The organism is Polaromonas sp. Polasp52 (assembly GCF_059491565.1).
The window spans coordinates 5,166,308-5,191,433 of sequence record NZ_CP168513.1 but is presented as its reverse complement, the minus strand read 5'-3'; the positions used below and the strand labels follow the sequence as shown (position 1 = coordinate 5,191,433).

Sequence of the window (25,126 nt, the reverse complement as noted above, 5' to 3'; positions counted from 1 at the left end):
CATCACCATGAGCACCACCCCCGCCGGCACGCCCGGCACTTCCCCGCAACCCTCCAGGGCGCGCACCTGGCTGGACTTCAGCCTGGGCCTGCTGCTGGCCGCCCTGATCGCGGGCCTGATCACCTTGCTGACGCTGCCCGTGGCGCACGCACAGGACAAAGTCGAGCTGCGCATCGGCTACCAGAAAGCCGCCAGCCTGTTTGTGCTGCAAAAAGCCCAGGGCACGCTCGAAAAGCGTTTGTTGCCGCTGAACGCCAGCGTCAAGTGGGTGGAATTCCCGGCCGGCCCGCAACTGCTCGAAGGCCTGAACCTGGGCTCGGTCGACGTGGGTTATGTGGGCGAGGCGCCGCCCATCTTCGCGCAGGCCGCCGGCGCCAAATTCGCCTACATAGGCTACGACCCGGCCGCGCCCGAAGCCGAAGCCATCGTCGTGCCCAAAGACTCCGCCATCAAATCCGTGGCCGAACTCAAAGGCAAGAAGGTGGCCCTCAACAAGGGCAGCAATGTGCACTACCTGCTGGTCAAGCTGCTTGAGAAAAACCACCTCAAGCTCAGCGACATCCAGCCCGTCTACCTGCCGCCTGCCGATGCGCGCGCCGCTTTTGAAAGCAAAAGCGTGGACGCCTGGGTGATCTGGGACCCGTTTACCGCCGCCGCCGAGAAAGCCATAGGCGCGCGCGTGCTGGCCGACGGCAAGGGCGTGGTCAACAACTACCAGTACTACCTGGCCGAGCGCGGTTTCGTCGCCAAAAATCCCAAGGTCATCCAGGCCCTGTTTGACGACTCGGTGGAGCGGGGCGCCTGGCTCAAGGCCAACCTCAAAAAGGCCGCCGAGCTGATCGCGCCGCTGCAAGGCCTGCCGGTCGACGTGGTCGAGCTCAGCCTCAAGCGCTATGAGTTCAAGGTCCAGCCCGTGCCCGCCAGCGTGATCGCCGACCAGCAAAAACTCGCCGACACCTTTTTTGAGCTCAAGCTGATCCCCAAGGCCATCGCCGTCAGCGATGCCGCTTACAAACCGGCTCCCTGACACAAGGACACCGCATATGAACACCCTCACACCGCTACAACTGCGCCGCCGCTTCCTGAAGATCGTCGCCACCACGGCCTCGCTGTGGGGCTTGGGCCTGCAGGGCGTAAAAGCCCAGTCCGCCGCCAAGGCCGAAAAAGCCCCCGAACAGCTGCGCATCGGCTACCAGAAGTCCGCCGTCAACCTGGTCATCCTCAAGCAGAAAAGCGTGCTCGAAAAACGCTTTCCGAGCACCAAGATCACCTGGGCCGAATTCCCGGCCGGGCCGCAACTGCTGGAAGCGCTGTCGGTGGGAAGCCTGGAGTTCGGCTTGACCGGCGATTCGCCGCCCGTGTTCGCCCAGGCCGCCGGCAAGGAACTGGTCTATGTCGGCGTCGAGCCGCCCAAGCCCGACAGCTCGGCCGTCCTGGTGCTGGGCGACTCGCCCATACGCAGCCTGGCCGGCCTCAAGGGCAAAAAAATCGCGCTGCAAAAAGGCTCCAGCGCCCACTACCTGCTGGTGCGCGCGGTCGACAAGGCCGGCCTCAAGTGGGACGACATCCAGCCCATCTACCTGGCGCCGGCCGACGCGCGCGCGGCGTTCGAGCGCAAAAGCGTGGACGCCTGGGCCATCTGGGACCCGTTTTACGCCGCGATCGAACTCGCCATCAAGCCGCGCGTGCTGGCCACGGGGCGTGAGCTGTCGAGCAACAACTCCTTTTACCTGGCCTCGCGCCCCTTTGCCACCCAGCATGGGCAGACCCTTGCGGCGCTGTTTGAGGAACTGAGCCGTGCCGACGCGCTGGTGCAAAGCAACCGTTCAGAGGCCATCAAGCTGGTGTCCGATTTCAGCGGGCTGGACGCCGGCGTGGTGAGCCTGTTTATCCAGCGCCGTCCCGTGTCACCCGTGGGGCCGCTCAATGCCGCCGCCATCGCCGACCAGCAGCGTGTGGCCGATGCCTTTTTGCGCCTGGGCCTGATCCCCAAGGCCGTCAAAGTGGCCGACATCGTGTGGCGGCCCGAAGCCACCCAGGTCGCGCGCAAATAGGCGCAGCGCAAACCACCCCGTATTCAAGGAGTTTTTATGCAGGTCTTCTGGTTTATCCCCACCCACGGCGACAGCCGCTACCTGGGCACGGGCGAAGGCGCGCGCGAGGTCAACCTCGACTATTTAAAGCAGGTCGCCACGGCCGCCGACACCCTCGGTTATGAAGGTGTGCTGATCCCCACCGGCCGCTCCTGCGAAGACCCCTGGGTGGTAGCCGCCAGCCTGCTGCCCGTCACCAAAAACCTCAAGTTCCTGGTGGCGGTGCGCCCCGGCCTGCACCAGCCCAGCCTGGCCGCGCGCATGGCCGCCACCTTTGACCGGCTCTCGGGCGGGCGCCTCTTGATCAACCTGGTCACAGGCGGCGACCAGGCCGAGCTCGAAGGCGACGGTGTCTACCTGGACCACACGCAGCGCTACGAGCAGTCGGCCGAATTCATACGCATCTGGCGCGAGATCCTCGCGCGCAGCCACGCCGGTGAAAGTTTTGATTTCCAGGGCCAGCACCTGAGCGTCAAAGGCGCCAAGCTGCTCTACCCGCCGGTGCAAAAACCGCATCCGCCTGTCTACTTCGGCGGCTCCTCGGCGCCGGCCCATGCGCTGGCCGCCGAGCAGGTCGACACCTACCTGACCTGGGGCGAGCCGCCCGCCGAAGTCTCCAAAAAAGTCGCCGACGTGCGGGCCCGCGCCGAGAGGCTGGGCCGCAAGGTCAAGTTCGGCATACGGTTGCACGTCATCGTGCGCGAGACCGAGGACGAAGCCTGGCGCGCCGCTGAAAGCCTGATCAGCCGGCTCGACGACGACACCGTGGGCCGCGCCCAGGCAGCGTTTTCGCGCATGGATTCCGAAGGCCAGCGCCGCATGGCTGCCTTGCATGCGGGCGGCGGCAAGCGCACACGCGCCGAACTGGAGATCAGCCCCAACCTCTGGGCCGGTGTGGGCCTGGTGCGCGGCGGCGCCGGCACGGCCCTGGTGGGCGACCCCCAAACCGTGGCCGCGCGCATAGAGGAATATGCGGCCCTGGGCCTGGACACCTTTGTGCTCTCGGGTTACCCGCACCTCGAGGAGTCCTACCGTTTTGCCGAGCTGGTCTTCCCGCTGCTGCCGCGCGGGCTGCGCCAGAAGCTGCCCGGCCAGGTGCTCAACGGCCCCTTTGGCGAGGTCGTGGCCAATGACTACCTGCCGCGCGTCTCGCAAAGCTGAACCCGGAGCACAGCCATGACAGACTCTGTTCGTGAACTCCAGGTCACCCCGGTGCCCGACACCGTGGACGCTCCCGGCCTGGGCTTTTTGCCGCTGGCCGCGGGTTTCTCCTTGCCGCGCCCGCAAATCGCCGCCGTGCTGCGCGACCTGGGCCAGCGCCTGCTGCCCTGGGTGCTGCCGGTCGGCCTGGTCGCGCTCTGGCAGATTGCCTCCTCGCTGGGCTGGCTCTCCACGCGCGTGTTGCCGGCGCCCTCAGAAGTCATCAAGGCCACCTGGACGCTGTCGGCCTCGGGTGAGCTGTGGACCCATGTGAAGGTCAGCGCGGGCAGGGCGCTCGCGGGCCTGGCCGTGGGCGGCGGGCTGGGCCTGGCCGTCGGCCTGCTGACCGGCTCGGTGAAGTTTTTCGAAACCCTGCTCGACTCAACCATACAGATGGTGCGCAACATCCCGGCGCTGGCGCTGATCCCGCTGGTGATCCTGTGGTTCGGCATCGACGAAACCGCCAAGCTGTTCCTGATCGCGGTCTCGGTCTTCTTCCCGATCTACATCAATACCTTCCACGGCATACGCAATGTGGACCCGGGCCTGATCGAGATGGGCCGTACCTACGGTCTCACGCGCTGGCAGCTCTACCGAGAAGTCATCCTGCCCGGCGCGCTCTCGTCCATCCTGGTGGGCTTGCGTTTTTCGCTGGGCCTGATGTGGGTGATTTTGATCGTGGCCGAAACCATTTCAGCCCAGGCCGGCATTGGCTACCTGACCATGAACGCCCGCGAGTTTTTGCAGACCGACGTGGTGCTGGTCGGCATCCTGCTGTACGCCTTGCTGGGCAAGCTGGCCGATGTGTTCGCGCGCGGGCTGGAGCGCTACTGGCTGCGCTGGCATCCCGGCTACCAGAGTGCGGCGGCCTGAATGGCACGAGGAAACACCATGCTGCATCCCCATATCTCTTTTGAATCTTCGCAAACCTGGCTCGCGGCGGAACTCGGGCGCGATGTCGGGCCTGATGCTGAAGCGCTGCCATCCGCGCAAGACCGCGGCGTGCGCCTGGAAATCCGCGGCCTGTCCAAACGCTATGGCAAACGCCAGGTGCTGCAGCACACCGAGCTCGTGATCGAACCCGGAGAGTTTGTCGCCATCGTGGGCCGCAGCGGCTGCGGCAAATCCACCCTGCTGCGCCTGGTGGCCGGGCTGGAGGCCGCCACACAGGGCAGCATACGCCTGGACGGCCAGGACGTGAGGGGCCTGCGTGAGGACACCCGCATCATGTTCCAGGATTCGCGCCTGCTGCCATGGCGCCGCGTGATCGACAACGTGGCCCTGGGCCTGCCGCCCGGCGGCCATGCGGCCGCGGCCGACGTGCTGGCCCAGGTGGGCCTGGCCGACCGCCAGCCCGACTGGCCGGCGCGCCTGTCGGGCGGCCAGCGCCAGCGCGTCTCGCTGGCCCGGGCCCTGGTGCACAACCCCCGCCTCTTGCTGCTCGACGAACCGCTGGGCGCGCTGGACGCGCTGACCCGCATAGAGATGCACCAGCTCATCGAGGGCCTGTGGCGGCGCAGCGGCTTTACCGCCTTGCTGGTCACGCACGACGTGCAGGAGGCCGTGGCGCTGGCCGACCGCGTGATCCTGATCGAGGACGGCCGCATCGCGCTCGACGAGCGCGTGCGCATCGCCCGCCCGCGCGAACGCAGCGAGCCGCTGTTCGGCCAGATCGAGAAAAAGATCCTGGACCGCGTGCTGCAGCAGCCCGGTGAGGCGATCTCGCCCAGCGAGCCGCTATGGCCCAACACGCCGGTGCACGGTGTGCGCTGGGCGGTCTGAGTTTTTACCCATTCAACGATTTTTTAACCCAGTTCCAGGAGAACCTTTATGTCCATCCAAGCCATCAATGTCCGCAACCAGTTCCGCGGCAAGGTCAAGGAAATCATCCGCGGCGACGTGGTGTCCGAAATCGACGTCGAAACCCCCTGGGGCATCGTCACCTCGGTCATCACCACGCGCTCCGTCGACCAGCTGGAGCTGGCCATCGGCAGCGAGGTCGTGGCACTGGTCAAGTCGACCGAGGTGTCTATCGCAAAGCTGTAGACAAACTGCCCAGGCTTCTGGCGATCCTTGAGGCATGCACCCATCGGTTCTTTGCGATGGTTGCCGTTTCTCCCAAGGCGCTCATCGCGTCGGCAGCACGAACCGCGGCCTGCCGAGGACTTGGGTCGCAACGCGCGACGCGGTCCGCCGCGTCAGGAATCGCACGCCGAAGCACGACAGCTTGTTGAAGAGACCCGGCACTACCGTGCGCTTGCCGCGCAGCATCGCGCGGATCGCGGCCTGTGCCACGAACTCCGGGCTCTTCATCGACGCGTTCGCGATCCACGAGTAGTCGCCCCCGCCGGACGCTGTATGGAACGCGGTTTCGGTGCCGCCAGGGCAGATGCAGGTCACCGACAGCGGCGTGCCGCGGTGCTCGTCATGAAGGCCCTCGCTGAAGTTGCGTACGAACGCCTTCGACGCGGCGTACAGCGCCATGTTCGGCACCGACTGGTACGCGCCGGTCGACGCGATGTTCACCATGTGCGCGCGGCTGGTGGTCGCCTTGCGCGCGTCAACGAAGCACCGTGCGAGTTGGACGAGCGAGGTCATGTTGAGTTGGACGAGCTCCGCGTCGCGCGCCCAGTCGACCTCGTCGAACCGGCGGAAATAGCCGAACCCGGCGTTGTTGATGAGGATGTCGATGGGACCGCCGGCAATCGCGGAGTCCCACAGTGCCCGCGCGGCATCCGGCTTGCCGAGATCCGCGGTGATGGTCTCGACCTTCACGCCCTTGCAGGTCGCGGCGACCGCGTCGAGTGCGTCGCGGCGCCGCGCCGTCAGCACGAGATCAACGCCCAGCGCCGCGAGCTCACGCGCGATTGCCGCGCCAATGCCGCTGGATGCGCCGGTCACCAGCGCGCGCCTGCCAAAGTTGACGCTTGTATCGGTACTCAAATCGTTCTCCCTATTGTGTAGAGCAGCCAGGGAACTCCAAGGCCAGCGAGGTTTGCGTATCCGGGTGGAGCGCCAATCGGGGACGTTTGATGCTCAAGCTGCGAGCGTCGGATAGTCCGTGTAGCCCTTGGCTCCCGGCGTATAGAAAGTGTCCGGGACAGGAGTGTTCAAGGGCACGTTCTGGCGCATGCGCTCGACCAGGTCGGGGTTGGCGATGAAAGGCCTGCCTATGGCGATCAGGTCCGCGCGGCCTTCGCTCAGTGCCTGTTGTGCGCTGGCTTTGTCCTGTCCGCCGGCGAGGATGAAGGGGCCGTCGAACGCCGCCTTCAAATCGGCCTTGAGCTTGGCCGGGACGGGCGGGGCGCCCATGGCCGAATGGTCCAGGACGTGAATGTACATAAGGCCGAGCGCGGAGAGCTGTTTCACCAGCGCCAGGTACTGCTCGTCCACGCCGTCGAAGCTGCCGGTGCTGTTGACCACACCATGAGGCGACAGTCGGATGCCGACCCGCTCGGCGCCGATCTCCTTCACGGCAGCGCGGGCGACCTCGAGTACCAGCCGGTTGCGCCCTTCGGCCGTGCCGCCGTAACGGTCGGTGCGGCGATTGACGTTGGCGTTCAGGAATTGCTCGAGCAGGTAGCCGTTGGCCGCGTGCAGTTCGATGCCGTCGAAACCGGCCGCGATGGCAAGGCGCGCGGCCGTGGTGTACTCGCCGATCACGGCCTGGATGTCGGCCTCCGTCATGGCGCGCGGCGGCGTGTGCGGCTGGCTGCCTTGGGTATCGGTCCACATCTCGCCAGGGCAGGCCTCGGGTGAAGGTCCCAGCACCTCGGCGCCGGCCGGCAGGTTGGCCTGGTGGGACACGCGGCCGGTGTGCATCAGCTGCACGACAATCTTGCCGCCTTTGGCATGGACCGCGTCGGTCACCAGCTTCCAGCCTTGCACCTGGGCGTCGTTGAAGAGGCCCGGGATCCGGGCATAGCCCAGGCCGTTGGGCGAGGGCGAGGTTCCTTCCGTGATGATGAGGCCGGCGCTCGCGCGCTGGGCATAGTAGGTGGCCATCAAGCTGTTGGGCGTGTTGCTGTCGCTCGCGCGGCTGCGCGTGAGCGGCGACATCACGGTACGGTTCTTGAGCGGGGTGGCACGCAGGGAGAAGGCATCGAAAAGCATGTGCTGTCCTTGGGGAAATGGAAGATGGAAAACGAAAGGAAAGGAGGGAAAAGAAAGAGCCGTAACGTTCAGCGGGCTCGGCTCAGAGGATGTTGTAGCGAGGTGCCGGCACTCCAACCTGGGTGTTCGCGAACAGCTCGGAGCGGGCTGCCTCGTACTTTTCCCACAGGTTGGCATCAGCCACCGACGGCCAGGTGATCGTTTCGCCCTGGTCCAGCCCGGCGAGCGCCGCGTCGACCATGTGCTCGGTCGTCATCAAGGCATCCTTGTTGAGGGCCGCCAGGGGGACGCCCGACAGATCCCAGATCTCGGTGGCCGTCGACGCCGGAAGGACGAGCTGAACCTTCACCCCGGTTTCGGCAAGCTCTTGCTGCAGGCCCCTGCTGTACTGCAGGACGAAGGCCTTGGTACCGCTGTAGACAGCACTGATGGGCATCGAATGGATGGCCAGGACAGAAGCGATGTTGATGATCACGCCCTGGTTTCTGCCGATGAATGCGGGTACCACCGCCTGAGTCAGGCGTGTCAACGCTGTAATGTTGAGGGCAATCTGCGACAGCGCGTCGTCCGCGGACCTTTGGGCAAGCGGTCCCAGGCGGGCAATGCCGGCGTTGTTCACCAGGACGCGCAGATCCTTGTGGGTGGACAGAATCGTCTCGATCCGCGCCAAATCCTGGTCTTTGCTCAGATCGGCCACGACAGCTTCGGCTTCGATGCCGTGCGCCTTTGAGACTTGCGCGCAGAGGGCCTGCAGGCGCTCGGCGCGCCGGGCGACCAGAATAAGATCGTATCCACGTGCGGCGAGGCGATCCGCATAAACGGCGCCTATGCCGGAAGATGCCCCTGTGACAAGAGCGACTTTCCGGGAACTGGGAGTTGTCATTGAGAGTTTTCCAATAAAATTGAGGGCTCAACTAATAAGTTGAGGGCTCAAATATAAGACCGATTGCGCGCAAACCATCAATAGTGCAGTACTAAACCATTTTGTAAATATGGGAATTACCAAAGACCTTGTTGATACGGAATCCGGCCCGGATCAGCCTGCCGCAGATGAGCAGGACATCCTGGCCGGACGGGCCTGCGTGGTCACGCCACTGCGCCTGGCGGCTCGCAGGCTGGAGCAGCTGTATGACGAAGCGCTGGCGCCCTTGGACCTCAAAGCCACGCAGCTCGCGCTCATCGCAGGAATCCACATGCTCACGGGCGCCGATCAACAGGGACCGACGCTACAGGACCTGGCGGCCCGGCTCGCCATTCAGCTTTCGGCCCTCACCCATGCGCTAAGGCCTCTGGTGCGCGACGGAATTGTGGAGTTGCGTCAGGACGCCCGTGACCGCCGGACCAAACACAGCGTTCTCACTTCGCTTGGCAAGACACGGCTTTCGGAAGGCATGGTGCACTGGGCAGCAACAAACGATCGCGTGGAGCTTGTTCTGGGTCCTGCCTCGGCTGCGAGCTTGAGGGCCCTGGCCGACCAGGTGGCTTCCGACGCGTTTTTGCTTGCCTTTAAGGCGGACGACCAAGCGCCGGCCCCGGCGGGTATCCCCAGTTCCGGGCAAGCTGAGAGGAGCGTCTGAGCACAGCGGACGGAGAGCCGCTGCTGAAGCATGTGCCTCAGCTCATCTCTTCCCGCTTATCCAGCCGGTGTCGACAGGCTACACGCTGCAGGCGGGTCTCACTGCAGTTCAACGCCGGCCTTTTTCACAAGCCTGGCGTACTTCACCATTTCGCTGCGAAAGAACTGCGCGGCCGCCTCGGGCGTGCCGGGATTGATGGTGTTGCCTTGTTTGGCCATGGCCTCCTTGACCTCGGGCGTGGCATACGCCGCGGCCACGGCGGCCTGTATGCGCCTGGCTTCGGCCATCGGCAGTTTGGCCGGGCCGACCACGGCAAACCAGCCCTCGATGTTGTAGTTGGGCAGGCCTTGCTCGGCAATCGTCGGGATATCCGGCGCGGCCGCCACACGCGCCGCGCTGCCCACGCCTATGGCGCGCAGGGCGCCGCTCTTGAGGTGGGCCTGCACCGCGGGCAGGGCCAGCACGCCGATCTCGACCTGGCCGCCTATCAAATCGGTCACCATGGGCCCCACGCCCTTGTAGGGGATGTGTTTGACCTTGACCTGGGCTTCGTCCATGAACATCTCGGCCGCCAGGTGCAATATGGTGCCGTTGCCCGATGAAGCGTAGTTGTAGGCCTCGGGTTTGGCCTTGAGCAGGGCCACCAGCTCCTTCACATTGGTTGCCGCCACCTTGGCCGGATTGACCACCAGCACAAACGGCGTGCTGCCCAGCACGCAGATCGGCGTGATGTCGTTGATGGGGTCGAAGGGCAGCGACTTGTAGACGCTGGGATAGACCACATGGTTGTTGGACACCACGCCCAGCGTCATGCCGTCGGGCGCCGCTTTCACGAGCGCCGAGGTGCCGACGATGCCGCCCGCGCCGGGCTGGTTTTCGATCACCACCGGGTGGCCCAGTGTCTTGCCCAGGGCCGCGGTGGCGGCGCGCACTATGGTGTCCACGCCCGAGCCCGCGCCCACCGGCAGGATAAAACGCACTGCGCGTTCCGTGGCCTGCGCCAGCACGCGGCGCGGCGCCCAGGCCAGGCCGCCGCCCAGCAGCAGGGCGCCCAGGCCTTGCAGTGTGTGGCGGCGGTGAATGTTGATGGGATTCTTTGTTGTGTTGCGCATGTCTTGTCTCCTTTTGTCGTGAATCGTGGGGGTGTCTAGCGCATCATGAGACCGCCGCTTCGCGGTGCAGCCGCTCGATCTCGCCTTCGCCGTAGCCCAGGCCGGCGAGCAGCTCGCGTGTGTGTTCGCCCAGCGTGGGCGGGTTCAGCCGGACCTTCAGCCGCTCGCCATCCATGGTCAGGGGCAGCAGCGTGGTCTTGGCGATCTGGCCGGCGCGTTCGCCGTCGGGCAGCTTGATGTCGGCCAGCCCGCCGGTGGCCAGCAGGTGTTCGTCGTCGTAGAGCTCCTCGGGTTTGCGTATGGGCGCAAAAGGCAGGCCGGCTGCTTCAAACAGCGCCACCAGCTCGCGGGCGCTGCGCAGCGCCAGGCGTTCGCGCAGCAGCGGCAGCAGGGTGGGGCGTTCGGTGACGCGCTGGTTGTTGCCGGCATAACGTGCGTCGGCCTTGAGGTCGGCAAAACCCAGCGCGTCGCAAAACGCGGCCCATTGCGCGTCGCTGACGGCCGCCAGGAAAATCTGCTCGCCGTCCTTCACGCTGAACACGTCGTACACCCCCCAGGCCGAGATGCGGTCCGGCATGGGCGCGGCCGGCTGGCCGGTGATGGCGTACTGCAGCATGTGCTGGCCGACCAGGAAGACGTTGTTCTCAAACAGGGCCGACTGCACCTCCATGCCCTTGCCGCTGATGCCGCGCTGTATCAGCGCGCCCAGCACACCGATGGCGCCGAACATGCCGCCCATGATGTCGTTGACGCTGCTGCCGGCGCGCAGCGGGTCGCCGGGCCGGCCCGTCATATAGGCCAGGCCCCCCATCATCTGCACCACTTCGTCCAGCGCCGTGCGGTGGTCGTAGGGGCCGGGCAGAAACCCCTTGTGGCTGGCGTAAATCAGGCGCGGGTTGGCGGCGCTCAGCGCGGCGTAGTCCAGGCCGTACTTGGCCATGGTGCCGGGCTTGAAGTTCTCGGCCACCACGTCGGCGCTGGCGCACAGCCGGCGCGCCACCTCGGCGCCGGCCGCATCGCGCAAGTCAATGCCTATGCTTTTTTTGTTGCGGTTGAACAGCGGGAAAAAGCCCGAGCCCGCGCCCAGCAGGTGGCGCGTGCGGTCGCCGTCTATGGGCTCGACCTTGATGACCTCGGCGCCCATGTCGGCCAGCAGCATGCCGCAGGTCGGGCCCATGACCATATGGGTGAACTCCACGACGCGCAGGCCGGCCAGCGGCTGGGGTGGGGTGGAAGCAGGGGTGTTTTGCATGCGGGTGTCGTGAAAGAAAAAAAGCAATGCCGGCAAAGCTTGCCAGCGAAGAGTTTAGGCGCTTGCGGCGGCGGGCCGCATGGTTTTGGGCAGGCCCGCGCGCCACAGCGTGCCGTGCAGGCTTTCGCCTTCGAGCCATCCGGCCACCTGGCCGCGCAAGGCCATCAATTTGTCGAAGTCAATGCCGGTCTGTATACCCATGCTCGCGAACATATAGGCCAGGTCTTCGCTGGCCACATTGCCGCTGGCGCCGGGCGCGTGCGGGCAACCGCCTATGCCGGCCAGGCAGGCGTCAAAGCGCGTCATGCCGGTCTGCAGCGCGGCATACACATTGGCCATGCCCATACCGCGCGTGTCGTGGAAATGGCCGCAGGCCAGCTTGTCGCCCACCAGCACAAACGCGGCCTCGAACAGGCTGCGCACCATGGCCGGGTCGGCATACCCCACGGTGTCGGCCAGGCTCACGCGGTCGGCGCCGGCGTCCAGCACGGCCTGCAGCAGGCGCAGCACCTCGGCCGGTTCGACCCGGCCCTGCAGCGTGCAGCCAAAAGCCGTGCTCATGCCGACCTCCAGCACGATGCGCGAACCCGAGGCATCGCGCGCCGCGCGTATGCGGCCTATCTCTGCAACGACTTCGTCAGGCGTCTTGCGCAAATTGGCCAGGCTGTGGGCGTGGCTGGCCGACAGCGGCAGCAGCATCAGGTCGGCGCCCGATTCAATCGCGCGCTCCGCGCCCTTGAGGTTGGGCACCAGCACCGAGGTCACCAGGCCCGGCAGGGTCTTGGCATAGGCGACCAGCTCGGCCGTGTCGGCCAGCTGCGGCAGCAGGCGCGCCGGCACAAAAGAGCCGACCTCGATTTCACGCTGGCCCGCCGCATGGGCCTGGCGCAGCCATTCGAGCTTGTGGGCGGTCGGCATCACGGCGGCAATGCTTTGCAGGCCGTCGCGCAGGCCGACCTCGCGAATGATGGCGTGGGCGGGCAGGGCGGGGGCGGTGGTAGCGGGATGGGTGGCCAGGGTCACGGGGTGTGTCTCCGAAGTTCCGAGTCCCCAGTTTAGAATTTCCCAAACTGTTTGGTTTTTCAATTTTGGAAGCTATGCTGTTCCAATTGGGAATATCTGAAATCTCAAAAAGGCAAGCATGAGAGACCTGGACCTGACCACGCTGCGCCTGTTTGCCGCCGTCTGCGACGCGCGCAGCATTGCCCGCGCGGCCGAGCAGGCCAACATCGTCGGCTCGGCCGTCAGCAAGCGCCTGGCCCAGCTCGAAGACACGGTGGGCACGCCCTTGCTGCTGCGCCGGCGGCGCGGCGTCGAACCCACACCGGCCGGCGAAAGCCTGCTGGAGCACGCACGCGCCATGCTGGCCAGCGCCGAGCAGATTGAGCGCGAAATGGGCGACTATGCGCTGGGCGTGCGCGGCCAGGTGCGCATCCTGGCCACGGCTTCGGTCATGGCCGAATCGCTGGCCGACGACGTCGCCGGCTTTTTGCAGGCGCCGGCCCACCACGACATCCGCATCAGCATGGAAGAGCGCGTCAGCCCCGAGGTGATACGCGGCATCAAGGAGGGTGTGGCCTCGGTCGGCATCTGCTGGGACGCGGCCGACCTGTCGGGCCTGCAGTCCCGCGGCTACCGACACGACCACCTGGCCATCGTGGCCCATGCCTCGCACCCGCTGGCTGTGCATGAGACCCTGAGTTTTGAGCAGACGCTGGGCTACGAACACGTGAGCCTGCCGGCGCAAAGCGCGGTGCAGGTGCTGCTGCAGCGCGCCGCCGCGCTCCAGGGCAAGGCCATCGTGCACCGCGTCATCGTCTCCAACTTCGAGGCCGCGCTGCGGGTGGTGCGCGCCAACCTGGCCATCAGCGTGGTGCCGCGCGAGGTGGCCGATCCCTATGCGCGCACCTTCGGCCTGCGCGTGATGCCGCTGACGGATGCCTGGGCCAGGCGCCGTTTTGCGATCTGCTTCAGGGACGAGGCCGGCCTGTCGGCCGCGGCCAGGCTGCTGGTCAAACACCTGGCGGACAGCTCCGGCGCCTGAGCCGCATGCTGCGGCCCGGCCCCCTAAAACCCCCCGCTGGGCGCGGTGAAAGCGGTCGCCCCGCTTTTGCGGTAAAATAAGCCTCCAACCCACGGCAGACAAGCGTCATCAGCTATAGAAAATATAGCGTGCCAGGCTGATCCAGGCTAGGCCCACTCGGGTCCGGCAGCCGCCGCAAGGCGGGCATCCTGGCCGGCCACGGCGCTTGATTTTGGGGAAGGAAACCCCAGATTCACTGCATGAACGCCACCCAACCCCATCCCCACAAAACCGACCTCACGGTCACCCACGTGCTGGCCGAGTTGCTCGAGCGCCTGGAGCACAGCGCGGTGCCTGTGGGCGCCGAGCAATACCGCTCCGTGGTGCTGCACCTCGTCAGCGAACTGGGCGACGTGGAGCCGGGCGTGGCGCTGGGCGCGCTGCTGGACACCCATCCGGCCGCCGCCGAGCTGTATGAAAACGTGAACTACCAGTACGCGGGCCTGTGCCGGTCCGCGCTGGACGCCTCGCTCGCCGCCGAGCAGCAGGCCAAAGAGGCCATCGAAAAGGCCATGAAACCTTCAACCCCCCAAACCAAGGAAGATCCAAACCATGGCAAGAGCTGACGCCAAAACCGCTGTCCTCGCAGACGGCCTGCGCTACAAGTCCAAGGTCTCGGGCTCCCCGTTCGCCGCCACCACCTCCTTCGGTGCGGCCACCATGTCCTGCTTTATGTGCGGCAAACACCGCGCCCGTTCCCTGATGGGCACGCGCAAGGTGCTGGGCAAGTCCCAGGCCGTGTGCTCGCCCTCGTGCAAGGCGCTGGACGAAGCCCTCGAGAACGCGGCCAACCAGGGCTGATCCGCACAGACTGTTTCATCGCTTCCCGCGCCTTGGCTGCCCGGCGTCTTGATCACGTCACGGCCCAGGGCGCATACTGTGTCAACCAAGAGTTGAACAGTCGAAGAAAGGTGAACCATGCCCACGCCGGACCCCCAGCTTGAACCTGACGAGGCCATAGACCACATACGCGGCCGCTCGTCGGCCCCGGTCACGCTGCTCGAGTACGGCGACTTCGAGTGCCCCTCCTGCTTCCAGGCCTACGGCGCTTTAAAAGTCATGCTGCCGCACTTCGGCCCGCAGCTGCGTTTTGTCTACCGGCATTTCCCGCTGCGCGAGGTGCACCCCCATGCCGAACTCGCCGCCGAAGCGGCCGAGGCCGCCGGCGCCCAGGGCAAGTTCTGGCCCATGCACGAGCTGCTCTTCACCCACCAGCAGCACCTCAAGGACAAACACCTGCTCGAGTACGCCGCCCAGGCCGGCCTGGACATGGCGCGCTACCAGAATGAAATGAACGACCATGTCTACCTGCAGCGCGTGCAGGAGCACATGCAAAGCGGCCGCCACCTGGGCGTGCGCTCAACCCCCACGTTTTACGTCAACGGCGTGGTCTGCGACGTGTCTTTCGGCCTGCAGCATTTGCATGAGGCCATCGACAAGGCGCTGGCGCAATCGGGCCAGGCGTAGAACCGCTTCTTAGCCGTCCACCGGCTGCAGGGGCGTCACCAGCGTCTTCTGCAAAAACGCCAGGTCCAGCCAGCGGCCGAACTTGAAGGCCGCCTGTTTGATCGTGCCGCAATGCTCAAAGCCCAGGCGCTTGTGCAGCTCCATGCTCGCGCTGTTCTCCAGGTCGACCGCGCCCACCAGCACATGCATGCCTTGCGCCTCGGCCTTGGCGATGACGGCCTCCAGCAGCTTGCGCCCCAGCCCCTGGCCGCGGCAGCTTTTTTCCACATAGACCGAATGCTCGACCGTGTACTTGTAGGCCGGGAAGGCGCGAAAAGTGCCATAGCTCGCAAAACCCAGCAGCTTGCCCGTGTCGTCTTCCAGCCCCATCACCGGAAAGCCGTTGCTGCGCTTGGCGGCAAACCAGCTGACCATGCTTTCGGGCGTGCGCGGCTTGTAGTCGTACAGCGCGGTTGAATTGGCGATGGCCTCGTTGAAGATGGCCAGGATCTGGCCGGCATGGCGTTCTTCGGTGCACAGCACGGGATGCATGGGGGCTCCTTTCGGAAGGGAAATCAAGATTTGTCTACTATAAGAGATTATTTGTCCCTTATGATGGACAAATCTTTTTTCCACTGAAAGCAAGCCATGACGATTGACGCCCTGATCGCCTCCCGGCTGCTGGCCCTGCGCCAGGCCAAGGGCCTGAGCCTGGCCGAGCTGGCCGAACTGTCCGGTGTCAGCAAGGCCATGATCTCCAAGGTCGAGCGTGTCGAAAGCAGCCCCACCGCCATGATCCTGGGCCGGCTCGCGGCCGGCCTGGGCGTGCCGCTGGCGCAACTGCTCACCGAAGAGGACAAGGACGCCGGCCGCCGCCTGCGCAAAAGGGCGGACCAGGAAGTCTGGCGCGACCCCGAAGCCGGTTATCTGCGCCGCCAGGTGGCCGAGCGCGGCAGCGAAGGCGGCGCCGAGATGGTCGAGGTCGAACTGCCGCGCGCCACACGCGTCGCCTACCCAAGGTGGACAGGCCAGCCCTACCGCCAGCGCCTCTGGCTGGTCGAGGGCGGCCTGCGCATTGAATACGGCGACGAGGCCTTTGAGCTGGCGCCCGGCGACTGCCTGGACTTTGGCGTGGACCGCCCGCTGGTGTTTAAAACCCTGGGGCGAGGGGGTTGCCGTTATTTGCTGGTCATCAACCCCGGCTGAAGTTCAGGCCGCAGCAGAGCCCGGCAGCGGCACAGCCTGCGCCGCATTGCGCGCCCGTATGCGTTTCACTTGCAGCGCTGCACCAATGAGGTACAGCAGCAGCAAAACACCCGTGGCCACCTTGAGTTCGGGCGCATCGGCATCGGGCAGCAGCGGCGCGCCCAGCGGCAGGCGCGTGGAGGTCTCGGTGATCGCCGGGATCATGTGGAACACAAAGGTGATCGAATAACTGAGCGTTTCCACATAAGGCGAGGCGCGGCCCAGCACCTTGGTGTTGCCCGCCACCCAGGCAATGCCCAGCACCAGCAGCGTGATGATGCCCAGCGCATGCGGCTTGCCGAAACCGCCATGCTGGAAGATGCCGAAGCCCGTGAGGCAGGTCAGCACCGTGGTCCAGATATAGACCCGGCCCAGGGTGGACGCGGCAATGATTTCCTTGTCGCGAAAAAAGGCAATCAGCGCCGCCGCGACGGCCACCAGGCTGATGGCGGTGTGGATCACACCGAGGTAAGTCAATCCATAGATCATCGGAAACTCCTTGAGTCTTTGAAGGGACGATGGGGGGCTTGCACGTTGGCGCGTAGGTCAAGCAAACGCCATGCCGCGCAAATTGTGGCCCGCCGCACCGCTTTTGCCCATGGTTTTGCAGGCCCATGCGGCCGCGGCCCGATAATCGGTAGCATCCCGTGGCCGCAACAGGCCGCTCACTGACACCAAAGTACTCATGAAGAAAACATTCCAGCTCAAAGTCGAAGGCAAAAACCGCGAGCGCCTGCTCGAAGCCGCCAAACACGACATCCGCAAATATTTCAAACGCGAACGCGCCAAGGCCTTGCCCAAGGGCGTGGATTTCTGGGACTTCGATTGCAAGTCAGGCTATAGCGATGTTTCGGCGGTTGTTGTCTCCGAGGCAAACCTCATCAAGTCGATTGACGAAATCGTGAAAGACGGCGGCGAGCAGTTTTATGTCGAGGTGCTGGCCAAGCCTGGTATCAAGGTGGCGCGGGTGAGGAATGAGGGTGAGGATGATTTGATGGATGGCGAGTAAATAAGCGCATCCAGAGTCGATTCTCGAAAGCGGAAAACATGCTGACCCGATTCGTGTTTTTGCTATTGGGCCTGTTTTTCGCGTCTGTAGTTGCGGCATCAGACAAGCATGATTTGATGATGCGAGCCATAGAGCGCAATGACGTAGCGCAGGTCAAAGCGCTGATTGCCGGCAAGATTGATCCCAACCTGCGCAAGGACAGCCGGGCATCGCCCACATTCATGACCTTCGCCGCTTTTCACGGCCGGACGGAAATACTTCAGCTTCTGCTTGGCGCGGGAGCCGATGTGAACAGCCCGGACGGGGACATGCAAACACCGCTTATGCAGGCAAGCAGCCACGGCCACATCCGTGCGGTGCAACTGCTCATCAAGTCGGGTGCAAGCCTCAAGGAGGCTTCGAAGTGGGGCGACACCGCTTTGGCCCAGGCGCGCGAAGCAGGTCACACCAAAATCGCCAAGCTGTTGATCGATGCGGGAGCAACCCCTTGACCCTGGGCTGCATCGCCTGGGGTGCTGGATGTCCGAGGTGAGAAACTACGGCTCATGGACAGAGATACCGAAGCCCCTTCAGGCCCATTCCCCGACACCTTCAAGCAGGGCGACATCTTCTGGATAGAAGCTGATCCCTCACGCGGCTCCATCCCGGGCTCGCCGCATCCCCATGTCATCGTGCAGGACGACGTCTTTAACCGCTCGCGCATCAGCACCGTGGTTGTGTGCGCGCTGACCTCCAACCTGAACCGCGCAACCGAGCCCGGCAATGTCTTGCTGGAGCCCGGCGAGGGCAAGCTGCAGAAGCAAAGCGTGGTGGTCGTATCGCAGGTCTCTTCGGTTTACAAGACGCGCCTGGGTGAACACATAGGGAGCTTGTCGGAGGAACGGGTTCAGCAGATACTGGCGGGCATGCGATTTTTGCAGGCGTCGTTTCTCCAGCGATAGTCCGGAGCATCACGCCGGGTCGTTTCCGCCGCCTGTGCCCATTCCTCGCCAACTAAAGGCCAACACCATGCCAGCGCCCAGTCCCTCGACCCTCACATGGCTTGTGCTTCTTCCGCTGATCACATGGCGTGTCTATGCACGCTTTCGCCGCATGGTGGGGCGCCAGCGCCTGTCGAGGATTCGGCCCTGGATCACGCTGGTGATCTTTCCTGTCCTGATCGTCCTGCTTGGCTTTGCCGCGCGCGAGCACCTGGACCGGCTCTGCTGGCTGGTCGGCGGCCTGGGCCTGGGCGCCTGGCTGGGCGTCTTCGGGCTGGGCAAGACACGCTTCGAGCCGACACCCCAAGGCCTGTACTACACACCCAATGCGCACCTGGGCATCGCGCTCTCACTGCTGTTTGTCGCGCGCATTGTTTATCGCCTGGTCGAGGTCTACCTCATCGCACCGGGGATGCCCAACGGCCTCGGTGACTTCGCGCGCAGCCCGCTCACACTGGCCGTCTTTGGCCTGCTGGCGGGCTACTACATCAGCTATGCCATCGGCCTTGTGCGCTGGCGCTTTCGTGTTTTGCGGGCCAAGAGGGAGCGTGAAGCGCAGAGTGATGCTTAATCTAGTCTGGAGAAGTGGCCGCGCAACTCAAGTGAAGAGTTTCACCTGGGCTCAATGCCCACGTTCGCAGGCGGAATGAAGGCGCACAGGTAAATGGCGCCTGGTGGCTCAGCCAACTCCTCGCTGATGATTCTGGCGCCATAGCCCACCGCCGTGCCGGCGACACTCAGCCTGCCAACGAGGTTCACGTAGTACGATTTTCCGGCAGCGACGGAAAGGGCCGTATCCGCGTTGAGAATGAGGCCGTCGAGTCCCAGGGAGAGCGTGCCGTTCCAGTTGGTCTTCACGGTGTAGTTACCGGGCTTCAGTTTGACGACTGTGTAGCTGTTGGTGGGCAGTTCGCCAACGACCACGTCGTTGATTTTGACGTCGGGCTTTCTGAGGTACGGTGGCGTATCCAGGCGATAGACGTAAACCGTCGCTGCCTCAGCTGAAGGCGATGCCGGCGCAAAAAACGGGCCTTTCGGGCCGGTGGCACAACCCTGCAAAAGCAGGAGAGCGCCCAAAGCTGACAAGGCCGCAAGTCGCCAGGCACGCACCCGGTGCAGAAGGTTGGATGGCGCTACGGAAAGGTGTGAGATGCTCATAGGACTTGAACTATAGCTGGCGCCGAGTACAGGTCTTGCTCATCGGCGATGGATTGCGCAGCCATATTCATTCCTCTTCCCAGGTTCGCGCCAAGACGGCCGTGAGGACGAGCTTTTCCAGGGGCGTGAGGTCGCCGCCTTTGTAACGCCAGCTTTAAAGGCGCCGGGCAAGTCTTGGCCTTTGCAGGCTCTATTTGCAAGCTGCCCGAATCGAAACCGATTCAGCCTTGACCGCGGCTGTAGGCGCCAACGGAGTGGTTGTTTGTGGATAGGTGGTGATGAGCAGCCGTTCACCTTCGAGGCGATATTCGTAGTCGCGGCTTCCTCCCACAAGATCGGGGCGGGAGCTGTGAGAGATCATGGTGGCGGTATAGGTGCCCGGCTTGGTGATGCGGTAGCTGTAATCAATCTGGGCTTCACTGCCGGACACGGGGCAACGCATGAGGATGCGGTCTGAAACGACCTTGAAAGAGCAATTGCCAGCCTGGGTTCTGCTGCTTCCCTCCTTGAGGTAGATGACAACGCTTTCGCCTTGCCAGCAGCCCTGGATATCCGGGTCCGCCGCGAACGCGGATGGGTTTGCCAGTAGCGCAAGAGCCATGCTGCAGGGCGCCAGCGCTATCCTAGTGATCTGCACGATGTTCATCAGCTGTCCTTTGCCGCCGCAGCCCGCAACTTATCCTTCTTGCTAGGCCGCTTCCCCTTGATCCCACCCGTCCCCGCGGGATCCACCGGGTTCACGACCGCGACTTCCACCCGCTCAAAACCCGCGACCTGCTCGCGTGGCACTTTGAGGCCCAGGCGCTTTTCAATCAGCTTGAAATGCGCCTCGGTATCCACACTCACAAAACTCAGCGCCACACCCGATTCACCGGCCCGGCCGGTGCGGCCTATGCGGTGGGTGTAGTCGGTGACCGAGCGTGGCAGGTCGTAGTTGACGACGACCGGTAGCTGCGCGATGTCTATGCCGCGCGCGGCGACGTCGGTGGCGACCACGACTTGCACGGCCTTGATCTTGAAGTCCTGCAGCACCTGGGTGCGTTTGCCCTGGCTCAGTTCGCCGTGGAAGGGTTCGGCCTGGATGTCCACTTTGCGCAGCTTGTCGGCCACGATTTCGGTCGCGTGTTTGGTCGCGACAAACACCAGCACACGTTCCCATTTTTCGGTCTGCACCAGGTGGCGCAGCAACTGGGTGCGGCGGGGGGCGTCGACTTCGATGGCGCGCTGGGCAATGTCGGGTACGGCTTGTACGGCGGGCGCGACTTCCACGCGCAAGGGCTTGCGCAGCAGGCTGGCGGCCAGGGCTTCAATCGCGGGCGGGAAGGTTGCTGAAAAGAACAGGGTCTGGCGCTTGGCCGGCAGCAGGGCCAGGATGCGATTCAGTTCCTCGCCAAAGCCCAGGTCCAGCAGGCGGTCGGCTTCGTCCAGCACCAGGCTGGTGGTACCGGCCAGGGTCAGGGCGTTGTGGTCCACCAAGTCCAGCAGGCGGCCCGGTGTGGCGACCACGATGTCGGCACCGCCGCGCAGATTCATCATCTGCGGGTTGATGGAGACGCCGCCAAATACCACCGCGACTTTCACGCGCTGGGGCAAATATTTGGCAAAGCTCACGATGGCCTCGCCGACCTGCGCGGCCAGCTCGCGTGTGGGCACCAGGATGAGCGCGCGCACGGGCCGGTGGCCGCTGGGCGCGGCACTGGTCGCCAGGCGCTGCAGCAGCGGCAGCGCAAAGGCCGCGGTCTTGCCCGAGCCTGTCTGCGCCGAGGCCACCAGGTCGCGGCCTTCCAGGATCGCCGGGATGGCGGCCTGTTGGATGGGCGTGGGGGCGGTATAGCCTTTTTCGTCGAGGGCGCGCAGCAGCAGGGGCAGCAGCGCGGGCGAAAAGCCCAGTGAGGAAAATGGCATGGGGTGGTGTGGAGGAGGGTGGGAGGACGCGGTGTTGGCCGCGTGGAGCGAGCCCGGCAAGGCCGCCTGAAGCCTCAAGTTTAAGGCCGCGTGCTTTTAGCCCCGGCCGGCGCCAGAAACAGCAGCGCGCAGGCCGATGCGCCCAGGGCGCACAGCACACAGCCCAGCACCACCCAGCGAAAGGCCGCGACCAGCACTTCGGGCGGGGCCGACTGCATCGGGCCTTGCAGCGCGGCGGCAAACACGACGCCCAGCAGCGCCACGGCCAGCAGGCCGGCCACCCGCGCGACGGCGTTGTTGATGCCCGAGGCAATGCCGGCATGGGCGGCGGGCACGGCGTTCATGACCGTGGTGGTCAGCGGCGCGACGGCAATCGTCATGCCCAGGCCCAGCACCACCATGGCCGGGAAAAAGCCGGCCCAGTAAGGCCAGCCCACGCCGGGCAGGGCCAGCAGCGCAAAACCCGCGGCGGCCACGGCCGGCCCGGCCATCAGCATGGCGCGTGCGCCAAAACGTTCGGTGAGTCTGGCGGTGGCCGGCGACAGAAAGCCCAGCAGCAGCGAGAAGGGCAGCAAGGTCGCGCCCGCGGCGGTGGTGGAATAGTGGAAGGCGCCTATCAGCACAAAGGGCAAAAAGAACAGCGCGCCGCTGAGCGCGAAGTACAGCAGCAGCGTGAGCAAATTCGTGCCCACAAAATCGCGCGACTTGAACAGGCCCAGCGGCATCATGGGCGCGCGCGTGCGGGCCTGCACAAAGACGAAGGCCAGCAGCAGCGCCGCGCCCAGCGCGATCGGGCCCAGCACTTCGGCCGCCTGCCAGCCGCGCTCGGGCGCCAGGGTCAGGCCGTAGGTCAGGCCGCCCAGGCCGCTGGCCACCAGCAGCACGCCGGGCCAGTCGAGCTGCTGGGGCGCGTCGGGGTCGCGGCTGTCGGGCACGGCGTACAGGGCCAGCCACACGGTGGCGAAGGCCATGGGCACATTCAAAAAGAAGATGGAGCGCCACGACACCGCGTCGACCAGCCAGCCGCCCAGCACAGGCCCGGCCGCGCCGGTGATCGCCGCCCAGGCGGCCCAGGTGCCGATCGCCTTGCCGCGTGCCTCGCCCTCAAACACATTGCCGATGATGGCCAGACTGGCCGGCACCAGCAGCGCCGCGCCCACGCCCTGCAGGGCGCGCGCCGCGATCAGCGCCAGCGGCCCGGGCGCGATGCCGCAGGCGATGGAGGCGGCGGTAAACAGCGCGATGCCCATGATAAAAATCTTGCGCCGGCCAAATCGGTCGCCCAGCGAGCCGCCCACCAGCACCAGCGAGCCCAGCAAGAGCAAATAGGCATTGATGACCCATTGCATCTCGGCCAGCCCGGAGGCCGAGCCGCCGGCCAGGTCGCGCTGGATGGCGGGCAGGGCGATGTTGACGACCGAGCCGTCGATAAAAGCCATGGAAGAACCCAGCACCGTGGCGGCCAGCGCCAGCTTGGGATGCGCCGTCACGCCGCAGTCGCCGGCCTGGGCGCGGATGATGCCTTCGTCACAAGGGGCGTGCGGGTTGCCGGGCATGGAGTCTCCTGCAATGGACGGGTGAAAGGGAAGTAGCTTGTTTGACAAATTGTCCAATAATGGATAATATTTCTAGATGTTGAATGAAGCCCAAACGCCCGGCCCCAAGCGCCATCCTGCCAGCTTTGGCCAGACTGCGCCAAACGCCATTCCACCGGCCGAGGCACAACTCCTGCTGCTGGACAAACACGCGGTAGAGGCCATGCTGCTGCCCGCCGATGTGCTCGAGGTCACACGCGAGGCCTTTGTGCTGCACAGCCAGGGAGAGGGCCGCGTGTTCTCGCTGGTGCGTGAAAGGCTGGCCACCGGCGGTGTGTTCGGCATCAAGTCGGGCGACGTGGGCGCGCAGTCGCTGCTGGGCTTCAAGGCAGCAGGTTTTTGGCCCGGCAACCCCGCGCGAGGCGCAGACGCCCACCAGGCCACCATCATGTTGTTTGACCCCGCCACCGGCCGGCCTACCTGCCTGATAGACGGCAACGCCGTCACCACCGAGCGCACCGGCGCCGCCGGCGGCCTGGGCCTGCAGCTGGCACGGCCCGATAGCCGCACGGTCTGCGTCTTTGGCACCGGCGTGCAGGCGCAGGCGCAGCTGCGTTTTGCCATTCGCCAGCTGCCCGGGCTGCGCCAGGTGTTTTACGCGACGGCCGATGGCCGTCCCAAGCCCGTGTTTGAAGCCTTGTTTGCCGGGCAGCGCGCCATCGCGCATGCGGCGGACGTGAATGCCGCCGTGGCCCAAAGCGATGTGCTGATCACGGCCACCACCGGCAAGGGCCCGCTGTTCGAGCTGGCCGCTGTCCAGCCCGGCACCCACATCAATGCGGTGGGCAGCGACACCAAAGGAAAACGCGAGCTGCCCGAGGGCCTGCTGGCCAGGGCGCGGGTGTTTGTGGACGATGCCGCCCAGTCGCGCGGCATAGGCGAGCTGCAATGGGCACCCGACACCGCCTGCACCGAAATCGGCGATGTGCTGTCGGGCAAGGCCGGCTTTGCGCGCGGCGCCGGCGACATCACCGTGTTTGACATGACCGGCATCGCCTTGCAAGACCTCACGGTTGCGCGCATGCTGGAGCAGCGCGCGCGCCTTGCCGGCAAGGGCCAAAGCATTGCCTGGCCCTGGTAACTGACCTGATTGATTTCCACATAGCCCCCCGGAGATTCCCTTGACCGCCACCACCCAGTCCCACCCCCTGGCCGCGCTGGACACGCCCGCCGCCGTGATAGACCTGGCGCGCATGCAGCGCAACATAGAACGCATGCAGCAGCGCATGAATGCGCTGGGTGTGCGTTTCAGGCCGCATGTCAAAACCAGCAAATGCACGCCGGTGGCGCGCGCCCAGGCCAGGGCCGGGGCCGAAGGCATCACGGTGTCCACGCTCAAGGAGGCCGCGCAGTTTTACGCCGACGGTTTTAACGACATCCTTTATGCGGTCGGCATGGTGCCGGCCAAGCTGCCGCAGGCGCTGGCGTTGCGGCGCCAGGGCTGCGACTTGAAGATCATCACCGACAGCGTGGCCTCGGCCGCGGCGATTGCCGCCTTCGGCCGCGAGCATGGCGAAAAGTTCGAGGTCTGGATAGAAATCGACAGCGACGGCCACCGCTCCGGCATCAAGCCCGGCGAGGCCGCCTTGCTCGACGTGGCACGCGCGCTGCACCAGGGCGGCATGGTGCTGGGCGGCGTGATGACGCATGCGGGCTCCAGCTATGACCTCAATACGCCCGAGGCGCTGGCCGCCATGGCCGAGCTGGAGCGCGCCGCCTGCGTGCGGGCCGCCGAGCGTGTGCGCGAGGCGGGCTTGCCCTGCGCGGTGGTCAGCGTGGGCTCCACGCCCACGGCCTTGTCGGCGGCGCAGCTCGACGGCGTGACGGAGGTGCGCGCCGGGGTCTATGTGTTCTTTGACCTGGTGATGCACAACATCGGCGTTTGCACCACCGACGACATCGCACTCAGCGTGCTGACCACGGTCATAGGCCACCAGGTGGACAAGGGCTGGGCGATTGTGGACGCCGGCTGGATGGCCATGAGTCGCGACCGCGGCACCCAAAAACAGGCGCATGACTTCGGCTACGGCCAGGTCTGCGACGCCGAGGGCGAGGTGCTGGCCGGTTATGTGCTCAGCGGCGCCAACCAGGAGCACGGCATACTCTCGCGCGAAGGCGCGCCCGATACCGATATCGCGAAGCGTTTCCCGGTCGGCACGCAGCTGCGCATCTTGCCCAACCACGCCTGCGCCACCGGCGCGCAGCACCCCGAATACCATGCGCTGGCCGAGAACGGCGAAGTGGCGACCTGGCGACGTTTGTACGGCTGGTAACCCAGGTTGGAGATGCAGATAGCCCGCTAATCAGTCATCATGGCGGCCTGGGCGCTGCGCGGCAGGGCCTGCCGACCGGAGTTTT

At 65.3% G+C, this 25,126-nt stretch carries 30 protein-coding genes; 18 read left to right on the top strand and 12 right to left on the bottom strand.

Features of this window, described 5'->3' with window-relative positions:
* Positions 1 to 7: 7 nt before the first annotated feature.
* From ACEN9P_RS24345 to ACEN9P_RS24320, 6 genes are read left to right on the top strand one after another with little or no spacing between them, the layout of a single operon-like run.
* A complete protein-coding gene (locus tag ACEN9P_RS24345; RefSeq protein ID WP_495620721.1) occupies positions 8 to 1,027 on the top strand; it encodes a sulfonate ABC transporter substrate-binding protein in 1,020 nt (339 codons plus the stop codon).
* Positions 1,028 to 1,043: 16 nt separating this feature from the next.
* Positions 1,044 to 2,054, top strand: a complete 1,011-nt coding sequence (locus ACEN9P_RS24340; RefSeq protein WP_495620720.1) for a sulfonate ABC transporter substrate-binding protein — start codon at positions 1,044 to 1,046, stop codon at positions 2,052 to 2,054.
* A gap of 36 nt (positions 2,055 to 2,090) precedes the next feature.
* Positions 2,091 to 3,254: an FMNH2-dependent alkanesulfonate monooxygenase gene (ssuD, locus tag ACEN9P_RS24335; RefSeq protein WP_495620719.1), complete on the top strand. Its 1,164-nt coding sequence runs from the start codon at positions 2,091 to 2,093 to the stop codon at positions 3,252 to 3,254.
* A gap of 15 nt (positions 3,255 to 3,269) precedes the next feature.
* The gene (gene ssuC, locus ACEN9P_RS24330; RefSeq protein WP_495620718.1) at positions 3,270 to 4,166 is read left to right on the top strand and encodes an aliphatic sulfonate ABC transporter permease SsuC; all 897 of its coding nucleotides are present in this window, start codon (positions 3,270 to 3,272) and stop codon (positions 4,164 to 4,166) included.
* Between the two features lie 18 nt (positions 4,167 to 4,184).
* Entirely contained in the window at positions 4,185 to 5,075 is an 891-nt protein-coding gene (locus ACEN9P_RS24325; protein WP_495620717.1) for an ATP-binding cassette domain-containing protein, read from the top strand.
* A gap of 48 nt (positions 5,076 to 5,123) precedes the next feature.
* Positions 5,124 to 5,339 carry a TOBE domain-containing protein gene (locus ACEN9P_RS24320; protein ID WP_436154846.1) on the top strand — a complete coding sequence of 72 codons (216 nt, stop codon included), beginning with the start codon at positions 5,124 to 5,126 and terminating at the stop codon, positions 5,337 to 5,339.
* Positions 5,340 to 5,420: 81 nt separating this feature from the next.
* On the opposite strand, the gene ACEN9P_RS24315 is transcribed toward ACEN9P_RS24320, so the two are convergent.
* From ACEN9P_RS24315 to ACEN9P_RS24305, 3 genes are all read right to left on the bottom strand, one after another.
* On the bottom strand, positions 5,421 to 6,236 hold the full coding sequence (locus tag ACEN9P_RS24315) for an SDR family NAD(P)-dependent oxidoreductase (protein WP_477663783.1): 816 nt from the start codon (positions 6,234 to 6,236) through the stop codon (positions 5,421 to 5,423).
* A gap of 93 nt (positions 6,237 to 6,329) precedes the next feature.
* Positions 6,330 to 7,406 carry an alkene reductase gene (locus tag ACEN9P_RS24310; RefSeq protein WP_495620716.1) on the bottom strand — a complete coding sequence of 359 codons (1,077 nt, stop codon included), beginning with the start codon at positions 7,404 to 7,406 and terminating at the stop codon, positions 6,330 to 6,332.
* Between the two features lie 82 nt (positions 7,407 to 7,488).
* Positions 7,489 to 8,289 (bottom strand): SDR family NAD(P)-dependent oxidoreductase, encoded by an 801-nt coding sequence (locus ACEN9P_RS24305; protein WP_477663785.1) that lies wholly within the window; start codon positions 8,287 to 8,289, stop codon positions 7,489 to 7,491.
* Between the two features lie 109 nt (positions 8,290 to 8,398).
* Between ACEN9P_RS24305 and ACEN9P_RS24300 the strand changes: the two genes are divergently transcribed.
* A complete protein-coding gene (locus tag ACEN9P_RS24300; RefSeq protein WP_495620715.1) occupies positions 8,399 to 8,983 on the top strand; it encodes a MarR family winged helix-turn-helix transcriptional regulator in 585 nt (194 codons plus the stop codon).
* A 98-nt stretch (positions 8,984 to 9,081) separates the two neighbouring features.
* On the opposite strand, the gene ACEN9P_RS24295 is transcribed toward ACEN9P_RS24300, so the two are convergent.
* The 3 genes from ACEN9P_RS24295 to ACEN9P_RS24285 are packed head-to-tail and all read right to left on the bottom strand — an operon-like array spanning position 9,082 to position 12,370.
* Entirely contained in the window at positions 9,082 to 10,095 is a 1,014-nt protein-coding gene (locus tag ACEN9P_RS24295; RefSeq protein WP_477663787.1) for a tripartite tricarboxylate transporter substrate binding protein, read from the bottom strand.
* Between the two features lie 43 nt (positions 10,096 to 10,138).
* Complete coding sequence (locus ACEN9P_RS24290) at positions 10,139 to 11,347, bottom strand: CaiB/BaiF CoA transferase family protein (protein ID WP_477701053.1); 1,209 nt, start codon at positions 11,345 to 11,347, stop codon at positions 10,139 to 10,141.
* 54 nt (positions 11,348 to 11,401) lie between these two features.
* Positions 11,402 to 12,370 (bottom strand): hydroxymethylglutaryl-CoA lyase, encoded by a 969-nt coding sequence (locus ACEN9P_RS24285; RefSeq protein ID WP_495620714.1) that lies wholly within the window; start codon positions 12,368 to 12,370, stop codon positions 11,402 to 11,404.
* Positions 12,371 to 12,488: 118 nt separating this feature from the next.
* On the opposite strand from ACEN9P_RS24285, the gene ACEN9P_RS24280 reads away from it, so the two are divergent.
* From ACEN9P_RS24280 to ACEN9P_RS24265, 4 genes are all read left to right on the top strand, one after another.
* On the top strand, positions 12,489 to 13,391 hold the full coding sequence (locus tag ACEN9P_RS24280; protein ID WP_495620713.1) for a LysR family transcriptional regulator: 903 nt from the start codon (positions 12,489 to 12,491) through the stop codon (positions 13,389 to 13,391).
* Positions 13,392 to 13,630: 239 nt separating this feature from the next.
* Positions 13,631 to 13,996, top strand: a complete 366-nt coding sequence (locus ACEN9P_RS24275; RefSeq protein WP_074574578.1) for a hypothetical protein — start codon at positions 13,631 to 13,633, stop codon at positions 13,994 to 13,996.
* The gene (locus ACEN9P_RS24270; protein WP_074574576.1) at positions 13,983 to 14,231 is read left to right on the top strand and encodes a hypothetical protein; all 249 of its coding nucleotides are present in this window, start codon (positions 13,983 to 13,985) and stop codon (positions 14,229 to 14,231) included. The genes ACEN9P_RS24275 and ACEN9P_RS24270 overlap by 14 nt, the downstream gene beginning before the upstream one ends.
* A gap of 117 nt (positions 14,232 to 14,348) precedes the next feature.
* The gene (locus ACEN9P_RS24265; protein WP_074574574.1) at positions 14,349 to 14,897 is read left to right on the top strand and encodes a DsbA family protein; all 549 of its coding nucleotides are present in this window, start codon (positions 14,349 to 14,351) and stop codon (positions 14,895 to 14,897) included.
* Between the two features lie 9 nt (positions 14,898 to 14,906).
* Here the strand turns inward: ACEN9P_RS24265 and ACEN9P_RS24260 are convergent, their stop codons facing one another.
* Positions 14,907 to 15,428: a GNAT family N-acetyltransferase gene (locus ACEN9P_RS24260; RefSeq protein ID WP_477663790.1), complete on the bottom strand. Its 522-nt coding sequence runs from the start codon at positions 15,426 to 15,428 to the stop codon at positions 14,907 to 14,909.
* A 96-nt stretch (positions 15,429 to 15,524) separates the two neighbouring features.
* Here ACEN9P_RS24260 and ACEN9P_RS24255 point away from each other — a divergent pair, with 96 nt between their 5' ends.
* A complete protein-coding gene (locus ACEN9P_RS24255; protein WP_495620712.1) occupies positions 15,525 to 16,082 on the top strand; it encodes a helix-turn-helix domain-containing protein in 558 nt (185 codons plus the stop codon).
* Between the two features lie 3 nt (positions 16,083 to 16,085).
* On the opposite strand, the gene ACEN9P_RS24250 is transcribed toward ACEN9P_RS24255, so the two are convergent.
* Complete coding sequence (locus tag ACEN9P_RS24250) at positions 16,086 to 16,610, bottom strand: hypothetical protein (protein WP_495620711.1); 525 nt, start codon at positions 16,608 to 16,610, stop codon at positions 16,086 to 16,088.
* Between the two features lie 196 nt (positions 16,611 to 16,806).
* Here ACEN9P_RS24250 and ACEN9P_RS24245 point away from each other — a divergent pair, with 196 nt between their 5' ends.
* The 4 genes from ACEN9P_RS24245 to ACEN9P_RS24230 all read left to right on the top strand — a co-directional run bounded on the left by ACEN9P_RS24245 (position 16,807) and on the right by ACEN9P_RS24230 (position 18,681).
* The gene (locus tag ACEN9P_RS24245) at positions 16,807 to 17,130 is read left to right on the top strand and encodes a DUF6172 family protein (protein ID WP_477663793.1); all 324 of its coding nucleotides are present in this window, start codon (positions 16,807 to 16,809) and stop codon (positions 17,128 to 17,130) included.
* A 38-nt stretch (positions 17,131 to 17,168) separates the two neighbouring features.
* A complete protein-coding gene (locus ACEN9P_RS24240) occupies positions 17,169 to 17,621 on the top strand; it encodes an ankyrin repeat domain-containing protein (protein ID WP_495620710.1) in 453 nt (150 codons plus the stop codon).
* A gap of 54 nt (positions 17,622 to 17,675) precedes the next feature.
* On the top strand, positions 17,676 to 18,071 hold the full coding sequence (locus ACEN9P_RS24235) for a type II toxin-antitoxin system PemK/MazF family toxin (RefSeq protein ID WP_495620709.1): 396 nt from the start codon (positions 17,676 to 17,678) through the stop codon (positions 18,069 to 18,071).
* 67 nt (positions 18,072 to 18,138) lie between these two features.
* Positions 18,139 to 18,681 carry a CcdC protein domain-containing protein gene (locus tag ACEN9P_RS24230; RefSeq protein ID WP_495620708.1) on the top strand — a complete coding sequence of 181 codons (543 nt, stop codon included), beginning with the start codon at positions 18,139 to 18,141 and terminating at the stop codon, positions 18,679 to 18,681.
* A gap of 41 nt (positions 18,682 to 18,722) precedes the next feature.
* Here the strand turns inward: ACEN9P_RS24230 and ACEN9P_RS24225 are convergent, their stop codons facing one another.
* From ACEN9P_RS24225 to ACEN9P_RS24210, 4 genes are all read right to left on the bottom strand, one after another.
* The gene (locus tag ACEN9P_RS24225; protein ID WP_477663797.1) at positions 18,723 to 19,268 is read right to left on the bottom strand and encodes a DUF2846 domain-containing protein; all 546 of its coding nucleotides are present in this window, start codon (positions 19,266 to 19,268) and stop codon (positions 18,723 to 18,725) included.
* A 190-nt stretch (positions 19,269 to 19,458) separates the two neighbouring features.
* Positions 19,459 to 19,914 carry a hypothetical protein gene (locus ACEN9P_RS24220; protein ID WP_495620707.1) on the bottom strand — a complete coding sequence of 152 codons (456 nt, stop codon included), beginning with the start codon at positions 19,912 to 19,914 and terminating at the stop codon, positions 19,459 to 19,461.
* Positions 19,914 to 21,173 carry a DEAD/DEAH box helicase gene (locus tag ACEN9P_RS24215; RefSeq protein ID WP_495620706.1) on the bottom strand — a complete coding sequence of 420 codons (1,260 nt, stop codon included), beginning with the start codon at positions 21,171 to 21,173 and terminating at the stop codon, positions 19,914 to 19,916. Before ACEN9P_RS24215 ends, ACEN9P_RS24220 begins: the two co-directional genes overlap by 1 nt.
* A gap of 80 nt (positions 21,174 to 21,253) precedes the next feature.
* Entirely contained in the window at positions 21,254 to 22,729 is a 1,476-nt protein-coding gene (locus ACEN9P_RS24210; protein ID WP_495620705.1) for an MFS transporter, read from the bottom strand.
* A gap of 202 nt (positions 22,730 to 22,931) precedes the next feature.
* Between ACEN9P_RS24210 and ACEN9P_RS24205 the strand changes: the two genes are divergently transcribed.
* Positions 22,932 to 23,849: an ornithine cyclodeaminase family protein gene (locus tag ACEN9P_RS24205; protein ID WP_495622227.1), complete on the top strand. Its 918-nt coding sequence runs from the start codon at positions 22,932 to 22,934 to the stop codon at positions 23,847 to 23,849.
* A gap of 40 nt (positions 23,850 to 23,889) precedes the next feature.
* Positions 23,890 to 25,041, top strand: a complete 1,152-nt coding sequence (locus tag ACEN9P_RS24200; RefSeq protein ID WP_495620704.1) for a DSD1 family PLP-dependent enzyme — start codon at positions 23,890 to 23,892, stop codon at positions 25,039 to 25,041.
* Positions 25,042 to 25,126: the final 85 nt, after the last annotated feature.